This window comes from Halioglobus sp. D3-4 (assembly GCF_055809315.1).
Map to the genome: position 1 here is coordinate 1,557,003 of NZ_CM147907.1, position 12,957 is coordinate 1,569,959.

At 52.9% G+C, this 12,957-nt stretch carries 14 protein-coding genes; 4 read left to right on the forward strand and 10 right to left on the reverse strand.

Features of this window, described 5'->3' with window-relative positions; translation table 11 throughout:
• Positions 1 to 86 precede the first annotated feature (86 nt).
• Genes AC0L6S_RS06775 through AC0L6S_RS06785 form a run of 3 tightly spaced genes read left to right on the forward strand, consistent with a single transcriptional unit; the run spans position 87 to position 3,822 of the window.
• Complete coding sequence (locus tag AC0L6S_RS06775; protein WP_473427662.1) at positions 87 to 2,447, forward strand: TonB-dependent receptor; 2,361 nt, start codon at positions 87 to 89, stop codon at positions 2,445 to 2,447.
• Positions 2,437 to 2,865 carry a nuclear transport factor 2 family protein gene (locus AC0L6S_RS06780; protein WP_473427663.1) on the forward strand — a complete coding sequence of 143 codons (429 nt, stop codon included), beginning with the start codon at positions 2,437 to 2,439 and terminating at the stop codon, positions 2,863 to 2,865. The genes AC0L6S_RS06775 and AC0L6S_RS06780 overlap by 11 nt, the downstream gene beginning before the upstream one ends.
• 45 nt (positions 2,866 to 2,910) lie before the next feature.
• Positions 2,911 to 3,822 carry an NAD-dependent epimerase/dehydratase family protein gene (locus tag AC0L6S_RS06785; protein ID WP_473427664.1) on the forward strand — a complete coding sequence of 304 codons (912 nt, stop codon included), beginning with the start codon at positions 2,911 to 2,913 and terminating at the stop codon, positions 3,820 to 3,822.
• A gap of 58 nt (positions 3,823 to 3,880) precedes the next feature.
• Here AC0L6S_RS06785 and AC0L6S_RS06790 read toward each other — a convergent pair whose 3' ends face one another.
• The 7 genes from AC0L6S_RS06790 to AC0L6S_RS06820 form a co-directional block, all read right to left on the reverse strand.
• Complete coding sequence (locus AC0L6S_RS06790; protein WP_473427665.1) at positions 3,881 to 4,621, reverse strand: cupin domain-containing protein; 741 nt, start codon at positions 4,619 to 4,621, stop codon at positions 3,881 to 3,883.
• A 2-nt stretch (positions 4,622 to 4,623) separates the two neighbouring features.
• A complete protein-coding gene (locus tag AC0L6S_RS06795; protein WP_473427666.1) occupies positions 4,624 to 5,328 on the reverse strand; it encodes a peroxiredoxin-like family protein in 705 nt (234 codons plus the stop codon).
• Positions 5,329 to 5,515: 187 nt separating this feature from the next.
• The gene (locus AC0L6S_RS06800) at positions 5,516 to 6,001 is read right to left on the reverse strand and encodes a GFA family protein (RefSeq protein ID WP_473427667.1); all 486 of its coding nucleotides are present in this window, start codon (positions 5,999 to 6,001) and stop codon (positions 5,516 to 5,518) included.
• Between the two features lie 25 nt (positions 6,002 to 6,026).
• A complete protein-coding gene (locus AC0L6S_RS06805) occupies positions 6,027 to 6,506 on the reverse strand; it encodes a DUF6653 family protein (RefSeq protein WP_473428563.1) in 480 nt (159 codons plus the stop codon).
• Between the two features lie 814 nt (positions 6,507 to 7,320).
• The gene (locus AC0L6S_RS06810) at positions 7,321 to 8,274 is read right to left on the reverse strand and encodes a homocysteine S-methyltransferase family protein (RefSeq protein WP_473427668.1); all 954 of its coding nucleotides are present in this window, start codon (positions 8,272 to 8,274) and stop codon (positions 7,321 to 7,323) included.
• Positions 8,275 to 8,365: 91 nt separating this feature from the next.
• Positions 8,366 to 8,752, reverse strand: coding sequence for a PaaI family thioesterase (locus AC0L6S_RS06815; RefSeq protein ID WP_473427669.1), 387 nt, complete (start codon positions 8,750 to 8,752; stop codon positions 8,366 to 8,368).
• Between the two features lie 37 nt (positions 8,753 to 8,789).
• Positions 8,790 to 9,161, reverse strand: a complete 372-nt coding sequence (locus AC0L6S_RS06820; RefSeq protein ID WP_473427670.1) for a DUF4345 family protein — start codon at positions 9,159 to 9,161, stop codon at positions 8,790 to 8,792.
• Positions 9,162 to 9,397: 236 nt separating this feature from the next.
• On the opposite strand from AC0L6S_RS06820, the gene AC0L6S_RS06825 reads away from it, so the two are divergent.
• Complete coding sequence (locus AC0L6S_RS06825) at positions 9,398 to 9,982, forward strand: TetR/AcrR family transcriptional regulator (protein WP_473427671.1); 585 nt, start codon at positions 9,398 to 9,400, stop codon at positions 9,980 to 9,982.
• Positions 9,983 to 10,249: 267 nt separating this feature from the next.
• Here AC0L6S_RS06825 and AC0L6S_RS06830 read toward each other — a convergent pair whose 3' ends face one another.
• The 3 genes from AC0L6S_RS06830 to AC0L6S_RS06840 form a co-directional block, all read right to left on the reverse strand.
• Positions 10,250 to 10,939 carry a COG3650 family protein gene (locus AC0L6S_RS06830; RefSeq protein WP_473427672.1) on the reverse strand — a complete coding sequence of 230 codons (690 nt, stop codon included), beginning with the start codon at positions 10,937 to 10,939 and terminating at the stop codon, positions 10,250 to 10,252.
• 145 nt (positions 10,940 to 11,084) lie between these two features.
• Positions 11,085 to 11,807 (reverse strand): TSUP family transporter, encoded by a 723-nt coding sequence (locus AC0L6S_RS06835; RefSeq protein ID WP_473427673.1) that lies wholly within the window; start codon positions 11,805 to 11,807, stop codon positions 11,085 to 11,087.
• A 126-nt stretch (positions 11,808 to 11,933) separates the two neighbouring features.
• A complete protein-coding gene (locus AC0L6S_RS06840; protein WP_473427674.1) occupies positions 11,934 to 12,950 on the reverse strand; it encodes an aldo/keto reductase in 1,017 nt (338 codons plus the stop codon).
• Positions 12,951 to 12,957: the final 7 nt, after the last annotated feature.

A 12,957-nucleotide genomic window follows, 5' to 3' on the forward strand; every position in this document is an offset into this window, starting at 1 on the left:
ACTAATGGTCCTCTCGTACACTAGCGTCGCTTCACACAGCCACCACCGTACGAAACATCACTAATTCTAAAAACAGGACGATACCTATGGATAATGACAACGCCTTCCCAGCGGCTCATCTATTCGCCGCCGCGTTAATGATTTCAACAACAAGCTTAACGCTCATCGCTAGCGCACAGGCGCAGGAGCGCGCAGCGGAACTGGAAGAAGTAATCGTAGTTGCCCAACGGGTCGAGGAATCATTACAGGACACGCCCATAGCGGTGTCCGTCTTCTCGCAGCGAAAACTGGAGAACCTGGGCATCCACTCGGCCAATGAAATTGCCCATTACACGCCCAATATGACAAGTGAGAGCCAGCCTGGCTCCACCAGCACCACCAACTACGCGATACGGGGGATAACCACGACAGACCCAACCCTGAGTGTTGAAGCCAGTGTGGGTGTGTACGTGAACGGCATCTATGTTGCGCGCAGCAATGGCGCAATCTTCGACGTTGTGGATCTGGCCAGCATTGAGGTGCTGCGGGGCCCCCAGGGTACGCTGTATGGCCGGAACACAACCGGTGGTGCTATCAATGTCATTACCGCTCGCCCAAAGGGTGAACTGGGCTTCAAACAGGCATTCACCGCGGGGAACCTCAACCGTTTTCGCAGCACAACGACGATCGATACGCCCGAATGGCAGGGTCTGGCGGGCAAGTTTTCCTATATGCACTACCAGCAGGACGGGTTTGTGGACAATACCACCAAAAATTTCCAGCAGGGATCAGCCGGGGATTTCGGGGAGCGCAACGATGATGCGTACAATATTGCACTGACGTGGGCCCCCACCGAAGCGCTGGTGCTGGATTTCAATTACGACCACACCGACAGCACCTCGGTGCCACAGGGCTCGCAGTTGACCTGGGTAGACTCCGATGTTGCCAGGGTAGTCACCGACTACGCGGCTTTCTTTCCGGGCTGCTTTGATACCAGCCCACTATGCGCACCCATCAGGGAAGCCTATGCTACGGCGGAGAACGCGGCGAGCTCCAACCGCGTGAGCAGCCTGAACATGCCCTACGCCGGGGAAGAGGACCTGAATATCAGCGGTTATAGTTTAATTGCCAACTGGGAGTTAAGCGAGCAACTCACGATCAAATCACTGACGGGCGCACGCGACATGAAGATTAAACAGCGCACGGATCTGAGTGGCGGCGGCTTCAGCACTAATCCCGGAGACACAGGCAGCAGTGTGACCACCCTGTTTGCGGCGGGCGCCCCGAATATCAAGAAGCAGGATCAGTTCAGTCAGGAGCTGCAACTTATTGGCAGCCTGGACAGGCTAAGCTTCATCATGGGCCTCTACTATTTTGAGGAGGATGCGAAAGAAACGACCATGGAGCAGACTGCCCTCAACCTCAGTTTCTGGAGCGCCCCTAAAAGCTACAAGATCGATAATCGAAGCTATGCGGCTTACGGCCAGGCGACCTACAGCCTGACAGACACCCTGCGCTTGACCGCCGGCCTGCGCTATAGCCAGGATGATAAAAAACTTTTCCAGGATCAGGCTCCCGATCCGCTTAACCCGCAGGATCGCGTACAGGCTGACTTCAAAAAGGACTTCGACAATGTGAGCGGCACGCTGACACTGGACTACGACTGGACTGATGAGGTATCCACCTACCTACGGTACGCATCAGGATACAAATCCGGTGGATATTTCAGCCGCGCCTCCATTCAATACCAGCAACCCTTCGACGACGAAACACTGGATTCGTATGAGCTGGGGATGAAATCACAATGGCTGGACAACCGCCTGCGCGCGAACGTAGCTGTGTTCTACAGTGAATACGACGGCCTGCAGATATCCCAGTTTGTGCCAGGACTGGGCGGTGCTGAAAGTGTGCTGAGCAATGCCGGCAAGGCCAACTACACCGGCGCGGAAATTGAATTGCTGGCTGTCCCGGTGGTCGGTCTGACACTGAACCTGACCTATGGCTGGCTCGACCCCGAGTACGATGAGTACGAGTTTTTTGACCCCACCGGGCAGTTCTGTGGTGCACCGGAGACCAGTTGCGATGTCAGCGATCGCGGCGTCTTTCCGAATACGTCAGAACAGAATGCCAGTTTTGGCGCTGAGTACGAGTTTGCCCCCCTGCCCTATGGCATCTGGTCAGCCCGGCTGGATCTGGTATGGAACGACGGCTACTCGTTCGGAACGATCGAGATTTCAGACCCGTCAAGAATCGAAACCGACAGCTACGCGCTGCTGAACGGACGAATCACCCTGGATGACATCGACGTGTTTGGAACCGGTATAATGAAGTTGTCACTGTGGGGCAAAAACCTGACAGACGAAGAGTACCGCACCAACTCCATCGGCGCATTCGAGAGCCTGGGTTTTACCACCACTGTCTACAACGAGCCGCGCAGTTGGGGGCTGGATCTGTCTTATGAGTTCTAACAATGACACGACCGAATTGATGGCTTTGGTAAACTGCTATGCGCGGGCGATAGACCGCTGTGAGCCCGACACACTCCGGGAAATATTGACCGAGGATGTGGTGTTGGTTGGCCCCGGGTTTGCAGTCAACGGCATCGAAGAAGCCTGCGCAGTGCCCGCTGGGTTAAGGGAACGGTTTAGAGCCACGCGGCATGTCGTGCATAACCAGAGCGTGACGTTCGATGGCAATACTGCACAGGGTGAAACCTATAGTACCGCTTCCCATATACACCACTGTGAAACCGGTGATGCACAGGTGCTAGTGTGGGAAGTTCGCTATCAGGACCAATTCAAACTCGACGCCGGGCAGTGGCGTATCAGCCGGCGAGAACTACTGATCGACTGGACGGAAACCCGGCCGATCGTACTACCTGAATAACACATCCAAAGAACGACAAACAAAAGACAACTTTGTGGAGAGCGTATGAAAATATTAGTAGTGGGCGGGACCGGTATGATCGGTGGGCATTGTGCAACATTCCTGCAAGCGCAGGGGCATGAGATTACCGTCGCGGCCAGACATGCGCCTATGGCCGGCACACCCATGGCAAGCATGGACCTTCTACTGGGGGATTACGCCGCTGGCGACTTCCCCGCCAGCGCGCTGCAGAAATTTGATGCGGTGGTGTTCGCCGCCGGCAATGATATTCGGCATATTGCCGAAGGTGAAGACCCCCAGCAAGACAGTTATTGGCAGCGGGTGAACTCAGAGGGCATCCCGGCATTTGCGAGAACAGCTCGCGATGCCGGTGTAACACGTTTTGTGAATGTAGGCAGTTTCTACCCACAGGTCGCACCGCAACTCATCGAGCAGAACGCCTACGTCCGCTCAAGGCATCTTGCAGATGCCGGCGTTCGTGCATTAGCTAATGATGCCTTCCATGCCTGCAGCGTGAATGCTCCCTTCGTCGTGGGCACCGTTGCAGGCCTCGCATCCCCGCTCTTCGAGGCCTACACGGCCTACGCACAGGGCAAAATGGAAGGCATGCCTGTTTTTGGCCCGGCCGGTGGCGCCAACTTTATATCAACCTTGTCACTGGCCGAGGCCGTCTCAGGTGCATTGACACGGGGCATATCCGGCACAGCGTATTTGGTGGGTGACGAAAACCTGACTTTCGCCGAGTTCTTTACCGCATTCTTTCGTGCTGTTGGTAGTGATGAGGTTGTGCAATCAAAGGATCAGGAGCATCCACTGCTACCTGACATGGCAATCCTGGCCGGCAGAGGCAGTGTTATCGCCTATGAGCCGGATGCGGCTGAGACAGAGCTACTGGGGTACCGACGACAGGAGATCGGGCGAGCGATTGAGGAGATTGTGGCGCAGTTTCGTACCTAGCTTAAAAAAATGCAGCAAATAGATCTGTCGCAATTGTTTTCACCAACCACCGGATGCATCAAGCGCTTGCTGATGCATACCCGCGCAGGACACTCGCCTCGTCCAGCACCCTTGTTGCCTCGCCTTGGACAAACAACACAACGGTAGGGCTTTTGGGCCTGAAATTGACTATGCTGACGCCCTCCTTGCCGGACTTGAAGGAATAGGGTGTATTAGCCGCAATCGCCAGCGCGGTTCCTGGTGTCAATACACGCCGCCCAAGGTGTAGCTCCCCGGAGCAAACGAAAATAACTTCATCTTCGGTGTGGTAATGGCGCATGACTTCCTTCTCAGGATAGAACCGACTCTCATGGAACCAGACATCACACTGCGGGCACTGGGCATCCAGGTAGGCCGTGTGGAAGCCCAGCCCGATCTCGTCTTCCCCACCCTTGACCTTGCCAGCAGGAACAATGTGCACACTTCCTCCTGACTTGCTTGAGGTATTGGGTTCCCGTTCATGGAAGTCGATAAGTAGCGCATCCTCAGAAGCCTGCAGATTAAGTTCACCGCTAACTTCCACAGCAACTACAGATCCTGATTCGAGCTTCTGACCAGCACACATTACAGAACCACGCCAAACGTAGATTACGTGACTGACCTTCTCGTCTGAAATAGAAAGCTGCTGTCCGTTGGGCAGTGCATGGCACGCCATTAGGACCGACTGGGCACCTTCGTTTGTCACCACCTGGGTGAGCAGGCCTTCCTTATCACTCTTAAGGGCTTCTAAATCGATATGATCTACCTGAAGTTTAGCCATGATCAGAAACTCCTAGTTCCATAGAACCGCACCAAAAAATCTTCCGAAGCGCTCCCGTAAGGCATGTTTTTCAACACCTCAATAATATCGGCAGGCTCACAACGGGTTCGGTAATCAACATCGACAAAGCGCCATACCACTACGCCATCAGGACCCAGTACAAATGTGGCGGGAATCGGCAACACACTACCATTACCGTTATTGATGGTTTCAAGATCAAGGTTGCGATCTACTCGCATGTGCTCGACCAGAAACTCCGGGACTTCCCATGCGATACCATATTGTGACGCTACTTTGGTATCCTGGTCAGACAAAACCAAAAATTCCATTTCGCTGGTTTCATCTGCTGTCATTGATCCGTCAGGGACCTCTGGGCTGATAGCCACTAACGTAGCGCCCAGTGCCTGAATCTCCTGCAAGCGCGCTTGCAAGGCTCTAAGTTGTAGATTGCAGTACGGACACCAGCTGCCACGGTAAAAGGTAAGAAAAACAGGGCCTGTTGATAATAAGGCATCCAATGATATCGATTTCCCTTGCGAATCAGGCAAATCGAAATCAGATGCTTTTTGGCCAAGCGTCATCGCATCATCGCCCTGCTGGAAGGCTTTCGCCTTCTGGATAATCTCGTCGACGCCTTTCATAAAATCAGGATTGGCCTGTCGTCCCGCTGCAATCTTGGCGTCGGTTTGTTCTTTCAACGTTTTCATACTTGCCCCCATACTATTACAGGATTATGCGTTACGAACTGAAAGTCGGGCTAGCTAAAACGCCTGAGGGAAAAGTACCGCGCGACACCTCTTGAAGCAAGGCAGCAATCCGTCGAAAGATGTATCTATGAACGCTCCATGGGACGAGGAAGCTGACGTAATGAGATCCGCCCCTATTATTGCTACTTCACAAGCTATCAGGAAAAGCTCTGAATTGCGGTATGCTCCCGTACGGTTCACACCAATCAGCTTTCGATGCCACGTTGATATGAGCGGCAGGTTTCAAGTCCAAAGGCGTATCTACAGTTGACAATGCAACACAGAAAAAGCTTGTTCTGTCTGGAGAGTAGTTCATTAACCGGGTCCCGCATTCCGAGCAGAATGCTCGATAACCGCCGGCACCACTCTTATGCTCTTTCAAGTAGCCATTCTCATCTTCGACAATTAGGGTTGATGCATTCCCTACGGCCATGGTCACGTAGTCTGCACCATGAGCCTTTCGACAAAACTGACAATGACAGTTAAGTACCTGGTCTCGATAAATTTCGACTTTGTAGCTGATACTGCCACAGAGACAACTTCCTTCGATCATTATGTTTTCCTGTTTCAGACATCTAAAGTTTGCAGAGAGCTGTTCGCCCTGAAGCTTATGGCCAGCTGCGCCATGACACATTAATCTGTTTCCACCGGTCCATTCATTACGGCCTTAACCACGACTGATATTCGATACTTTGGTCTTTCATATCCAGGTACAACCAGACCATTCTATCCACAAACCACGCCTTAAAGACCATGATTAGAATATTACCCAAAAATAAGGACCAAAAATGCAAATACAATGCACCATACAGAAAGAAAGGCACACCCAGCGCGGACATAAACTGCAGTATTCGACACGGAAAACGATGATGCACGGGGAGCTGTTCAGCACTCGATTCCAAATATATCCGTTCTCCAAACGTGCCCATTGATGCCCAATTATTCGTTGATTGTGGCTTAGCAAATATACGAGGATTGACCCAAATCCAGATAACAGACAGTACAATTGGAAATATCGAGAAAATTCCAATCCAGTCTCTTGACCATAGCGCAACGGAAAGTAAGGGTAGAACTGTAAATCGACTATAGACGCTCCAGGGGTTTGCATGCCTCTCCCATGTTTCATCTGTCATCGACATGATTTTCTCTGACCATTTGGGAATACTCAAACAATTACCTCAAGTCATGACGAGACTGTAGAAAAACAGTTTCGATACTACGCTCTTTCAGATCGAAATTCGCGCCAATCTTATTGCAGAACCTTCATAGTGGACATAATCGAGCAGTAATTAAATCTGAACACCATGTAGCCAGCCTCCGCTGCCCAATACTACTGAAGCAGGGGCGGACTGCGCAGCAGACCTTCCTGCACGCGTAGCGTGTAGTATGGCGCGTCTGGTTATGAGCCTTTGTGTTGAATATCGTATTTTTGTCTATGGAGTCCAATTAGTTCTTTCTCCAGCTCTAGAAGAGCCTCGTCATAATCTGTTGGATAATAGCTCCATGAATCAAAGACTTTATTGGTTTCCTTTCTAGTATGCTCCGCCACTCGAAGCAGACAATTCCAGCTTTTCCCGATATAGACTAGTTCTTCGTCGTGAAATAGAAAGTAGACCCCCGGACCATTGCCCTCGAGTCTCTTCGATTTTTTCTGCAGCACTGCTACATCTGGAAGCTTCATGGTCTCACTGGTTTGGCACATAATAGTTTTATATATATTGTAGCAAGTAGCCACTCTGTCGACATCGAACCATACGTAGGCACATCTAGCGATGAATGGCTAATAGCCAAGTCCATATATAGTAACGCCCCTATAAAGCCCGCAAGAGACTCATCCAAACACAAACATTTCACGACTCCAGATTCTTCCCAGGATACTCAAGATATCGCCCACCCCCTATTAATGGACATTGTAAAACCTCACCACGGTATATTGAGGAAACTGCTCACCGATCATGTTATACACAAGGGCCATTGCTGATGATGCGCAATGGCATGGATATGCCTTATGTCAGTACCGCAGCATCCGCCCAGGACTTGAATATTTGGTAACAATCTAGTCAGGTGACTGTATGCCTCGCCCAACTCCTGGGGATTGCCGATATCGAGCTTTTCTGAGGAATCGAGTTCTTGGTGACTGCACTTCGAAGCATTGGCTCGAATACCGCCGATGCGTGTCACCCAATCCGAATCAATATCCAGTACAGGCTCAAAGTGTTCCGGGTGTGCACAGTTGACCATGAAGTAAGCGGGTGCAGATTCAGTCGCTGCATCCACACGCTTAATCGCGTCCTCCAATGATTCACCTGTCACTAGTCGGCCGTTGGTCTCAACCGTGAAAGAGATAATGCTTGGCACATTGACCATCCTGGCCGCGAGCGCAATGCCGATCGCCTCTTCAACATAGTTAATGGTCATTGCGGTTACGCAGTCAACGCCAGCGTCAGCGAGCACTTCTACCTGGCGAAGATGATAGTCCTGTGCCTGTTTCTCCGTCATCCGCTTGTCGGGGACATAACCGTCACCACGCGGCCCGATACAACCACTCACCACAATCGGTGTCTGCGCGGTTTCGTACTCCTGGCTCAATGCGAGCAGTAAGTCGATTGCCTCTCGGTTGAGTTGATCGAGTTCGTCGGGCGTGAAGCCCAAGGCTTCAGCCCATCCCCAACTGCTGCGCCAGGTTGGACTCTCCAAAACGAAGCCAACACCCTGCTCAATAGCCATCTTCAGGTAGGGGGCAAAGTAGTGCCGCAAGTGATTCCGCTTGTCTTCGCTGGCCACCATCACTATCGACGAGAACTCTGGCAACTCAATTTTGTCATGGAAGACCAACGTCGTTTCCATTCCGCCATCGGACAAGCAGAATGTGCCATTCAATTGGGGTAAATTCTGTCTATACTTCATATTCCAGCCTCCCTGGTTACTGCATATTCATACCGTCGCAACGGTATTGTAGGTGCTGATCTATCCTCGGCGGTTTCTCTCTAGCAGTCGCTCACAGCACTAGCTGAGTCTGTGTGATGAGCGCGACCGCTTTACCGTCTTCGCGCTCAATCCGGGTCTGCCAAACAGACAGCCTCTTACCCAACTTCACCGGGGTGGTGATTCCCAGCACAAGACTATTCTCCGGTGCTGCACCCAGAAAGTTGGTCTTGCTCTCAATAGTCGTAGTCCCCGCGGCGCCTTCCGGGAGACTCATGAAAGCACCGATAGCTCCGAGGCTGTCGGCAAATGCCATGGCGGCGCCACCGTGTAGTATCCCACCGGTCGTGCACAAATCAGGTCGCACCGCGAGACGCCCTGACACTCTCTCTATAGAGGCCTCTGTGATTTCTATGCCCATCAATTTCGAAAAAGGCATTACATCAGCTGCATTGCTCATTGCTTTCTCCAGTATCTCATTCATCGATCAGTGTCCATTACAGAAAGTGCAGACCCAGCAGCGCACCGGTGGCTCCAGCCGCGTCAACCCAGTAAAGGGCCCTAATGGGGGTCGTCAGGTTTTCGTCCTGGGGCATCAGCAAAGCTGCCAAGCGCCCCATGATCAGGCCGCCGAAAATCACCAGCGCGACAATCAGCGCCGTCGATTGGCTTAGTACTCCGATGAAAGGGCTAAATTGGCTCAAGGCGGCTGCGCAAAAGAATCCTCCATATTGTGCGCGTATCTCGACCCGCCCCGATCTACCCTGCGTTTCCAGTGCCAGCATTCGAGCAAACACTGTAGGCTGCCAAAAACTCATGACACCTGTGTAGAGAAAGAACAAACCAAACACTACGAGCGTATACGTCACTAAACCCTCCATCACACGACCTCCTTGCGGATAGCTTCAATTTGTCGGGGGAAAGGGCACTCGCTCTTCCGGAATAAACCGCATCATGCCCTGTCAATCGACGATGGTTTCTGCCATTGGCAGTCTCTCGAATACAGCTCGATGTTACATAACATTATTATGTTACGTCAAGAAAAACATAACTATGTTATGTTGATTTTCTAGAACGACATTGATGATGAATACATGGAGTATCTGTGAAGAGAAAGGAAAGCCGAAGCGTAGCTACCCAAGCGCGTATTATTAGTACAGCACAGCGTATTTTCGCCAGGGACGGCTTTGCAAAAGCTTCGCTAGCGGAAATTGTTAGTCAGGCTGAGGTCACCACCGGTGCTGTCTATCACCATTTCGGTGACAAGAAAGGGCTGCTCAGAGCCGTTGCTGAGCACCTGGAGGAGGAGATTTTGCTGGAACTTGCCAAGCTGGTACCGCAGAAAGACCCTTGGGTCGCTTTCGAAAAAGGCGTCCTTGCAACATTGGAAATATGCGCTCGCCCTGATATCCAACGTATTGTATTCCAGGAAGCGCCTAACGTTATGGGTCCCGCAGCTTGGCGAGAGATCGAGGTGCAGTATGCATTTGGCGTGATGCAAAAAACAATCAGGAGTCTCGCAGAGGCTAGGCAGATCCAGGCGCCGGACCCGGACCTCACAGCTCAAATAATCCTGGGCGCTGTCATCCAGGCAGCTCACGGCGTGGCGATTTCAAAGTCCAAGCAACAAGCCCTGGCCGATGCTCAATCCACTGTAACACTCATAATTCGGGCGCTGCGAACAGGGTGAAAGTATAGGCGGGATCAACACTATACGCGCTTATACACACCCTCAACTCCTCGCCGGAGTCGCAATCATTCCCCCGAGTTCAAAGCGCGAATCGCAGTACCTGCTATAGGATGCATCAGGTTTAGATCTGACTGGCTATCCAGGTTAGACATACTGTGTCCATCTAGCCATGTGACGGTGTATCCGCCATGAGTGACTAATCACTATGTCCAAATAGGGCTACAACCACAAAGAGCCCGCGAGAAACACCCAAAACCATAGTAATCACTACTCCAGGTCCTGCCACGGATACTCAAGATACTGCCCGCACCCCTCATAGTGGACGTTATCAAACGTCACCACGGTACGGTAAGGAAACTGCTGATCGCTCATGGTATCCACACAGGCCTGTTCCAGTATTTCCACCTGCATCTCGCGGCCTCCAGCGTTTCCCTTATAGACACGTACGTCATCCTTGTCGGTGGCTACAGGGTTCTTCGCGAGGTCCCGCTTCATACCGTAATCGGAAACGAACAGCAATTGCCGTCCATTCTGGATTTCCAGATGCCAGCCCGGCTCGTTGCCTGTTGCTCGAAAATCCACACCGCGGCGCCGAGCATCCTCCCACGGCACCCGTTCCGGTTGCAGTTGGCAGTTCAGATAACTTTGCCCTCCTACTGTCAGCATGGCCTCATCCCCCTTGCTCCAGAATGAGATATCCTCCTCCTCATACAGGGTGCCGGATGCGCTTCGCACCTGGGAGAGAACAACATATTCATCGGGCAACCATATCGCCATTTCGCCGGGGCCGAGGCGGGCTACAAAGTCATAACCATTGCAGTCATAGACGAAGGTTGTCGCCAGAGGGCGTTCGTCTGGGAGGAAGTTGCCACTCTCCGCAGAAAAACCAGGAATGACATTGCCAGCGCCACAGCCGGCAAGCGTTAAAGATATCAGTGCAGCAACGCGGAGATTCATCCGTTATAGTCCTCTGGAGTGAGTAATACTAATGTCCTGCGGCATCCCGTTGCGGGTCTGCGCTCAGCTTCAATGCTCCGCCACAGTATACCGGTGTTCTGCCGATTCACGGTGCTAACCGAAATTCGAAGTGCCGGTTTTTCATTCAAAATGCCGCCATCAGCGGGAGGGCGATCATACGCAGCGCCAGTAATGTCACCATCCAGCGGAACAGCCGCTGGAAATTAATCTGTGGCACGAAGCGCCGCAGCCGTGTTCCCACCCAGGAGCCGACAATGCTCGCCGTGATCATGCCCGTGAGTAGCGGCCACCACGCTGCAAAGCTGAAACCAATGCCAACAAAGGCCGCCACCCGTATAGCGTGGTTGAGCGTCATATACACCGCCGTGTTGACGACCAGCCAGTCTCGCTCGGTATTGCGCCGGAGCAATACGGCCGCCCCAACGGGCCCTGTGGCGCCTGCCAACATGCCCAGGCCCGTTTGATAGAAGCCCAGCAGTAATAGGGACAACTGCCCTCCCCCGCGAACCGCGGGTAGCGGTGCCCAGGTAAACAGGAGTATCAATACGCCGATTATCGCGGGCAGCCAGTACATATCCAGCCGCAGGTAAATTTCAGACCCCAGCCACGCTCCCAAAATTGCACCCACGACAAACGCCGGAATGATGCCGGGGTCTATATCGCGCCAACCAAACGCGGCCCTTGAACTATTGCTGGCCAGTTGTGTGGCCGCGTGCAGCGGCAGGATGACAGAAGCGGGAACGAGGCCCGGCATCACGGCAATCAGCAAAACCCCACCGCCCATACCCATAACCCCTGTCAGGCAGGAGGTGAAGAATACAATCGGCACAAGCAACAGTTCGCTCATATCTTTCCAATCGCACATGGAGCATCAGGGTATTGGGTTTGCCGGTGGAGCTACAAACCTCAAACAGCGGTGCGCTGTGCTATTCGTCCGCCACAGCATTGCAGCGGCGATCAACACCAAAGCCAACTAGCCCATCGGGTATGGCACGTCTTTCGAGACAGCGTCGATCGCCGCCAGCGTTTCCGGTGTTAACACGACATCCGCTGCCGCCAACAATTCGGGCACCTGTTCCGCCGTGGTGGCACCGACAATGGTGGAGGCGACAAAATCGTGCTGCTTGCTCCAGGCAATCGCCAGCGTTACCACGGAGATACCCAGTTCAGCGGCAATGGCCTGATATCGGCGGGTAGATTCCAGCGTCTTTTCATTCACGAAACGGTGCATCATCACCTGCTGGCGTTTGGGTGCGTGCTGGTACATCGAAAAGCGCGCCCCCTCGGGGAATGCACCATCATTATATTTACCGCTGAGAACACCGCCGGCCAGCGGCGAATACGGCAGCAGGCTGACGCCCTCCTGTCGGCACGCCTGCGCCAGTTCGTCCTCGAAGCGGCGATTATTCAGACTGAAGTTATTCTGTATGGTGTGATGTCGCGCCAGCCCGTGAGCATCGGACGCCCACAAGCTTTTCATCAGGCCCCAGGTGGTTTCATTGCTGCAACCGAGGATGCGCACCTTGCCCGACTGCACCAGTTCATCCAGTGCCATCATGGTTTCTTCCAGCGGGAAGTCCTCATCCGGCCAGTGGGTCTGGTAGAGGTCAATGTAGTCGGTATCCAGCCGCTGCAGGCTGGTCTCCACCGCCCGCACGATGTGGTGTCGGTCCAAGCTGGTCTTGCTTCCGCGCAGCGGCGCTTTTATCCACGAGTGGCTGGGGCCCGCGACCTTGGAAGCAATAATCACCGAGTCGCGATCCTTGGTTTTCAGCCAGCGCCCGACAATCTCCTCCGTCGCACCCACGTATTTCGCATCGGGAGGGACGGGATACATCTCAGCCGTGTCATAAAAATCGACACCCGCGTCGTAGGCCATATCCATGATACGAAAGGCGGTCTTCTCATCCGCCTGGTTACCAAATGTCATGGTCCCCATACAGATATCCGATACCACAATTCCGCTTTTACCCAGTCGATTGCTGTTCATGAATACT

Bases quoted from the DNA above. Each gene is read 5' to 3' on its own strand.
- AC0L6S_RS06775 (WP_473427662.1), top strand. From the start codon at position 87: ATGGATAATGACAACGCCTTCCCAGCGGCTCATCTATTCGCCGCCGCG.
- AC0L6S_RS06780 (WP_473427663.1), top strand. From the start codon at position 2,437: ATGAGTTCTAACAATGACACGACCGAATTGATGGCTTTGGTAAACTGC.
- AC0L6S_RS06785 (WP_473427664.1), top strand. From the start codon at position 2,911: ATGAAAATATTAGTAGTGGGCGGGACCGGTATGATCGGTGGGCATTGT.
- AC0L6S_RS06790 (WP_473427665.1), bottom strand. From the start codon at position 4,621: ATGGCTAAACTTCAGGTAGATCATATCGATTTAGAAGCCCTTAAGAGT.
- AC0L6S_RS06795 (WP_473427666.1), bottom strand. From the start codon at position 5,328: ATGAAAACGTTGAAAGAACAAACCGACGCCAAGATTGCAGCGGGACGA.
- AC0L6S_RS06800 (WP_473427667.1), bottom strand. From the start codon at position 6,001: ATGTGTCATGGCGCAGCTGGCCATAAGCTTCAGGGCGAACAGCTCTCT.
- AC0L6S_RS06805 (WP_473428563.1), bottom strand. From the start codon at position 6,506: ATGTCGATGACAGATGAAACATGGGAGAGGCATGCAAACCCCTGGAGC.
- AC0L6S_RS06810 (WP_473427668.1), bottom strand. From the start codon at position 8,274: ATGAAGTATAGACAGAATTTACCCCAATTGAATGGCACATTCTGCTTG.
- AC0L6S_RS06815 (WP_473427669.1), bottom strand. From the start codon at position 8,752: ATGAGCAATGCAGCTGATGTAATGCCTTTTTCGAAATTGATGGGCATA.
- AC0L6S_RS06830 (WP_473427672.1), bottom strand. From the start codon at position 10,939: ATGAATCTCCGCGTTGCTGCACTGATATCTTTAACGCTTGCCGGCTGT.
- AC0L6S_RS06835 (WP_473427673.1), bottom strand. From the start codon at position 11,807: ATGAGCGAACTGTTGCTTGTGCCGATTGTATTCTTCACCTCCTGCCTG.
- AC0L6S_RS06840 (WP_473427674.1), bottom strand. From the start codon at position 12,950: ATGAACAGCAATCGACTGGGTAAAAGCGGAATTGTGGTATCGGATATC.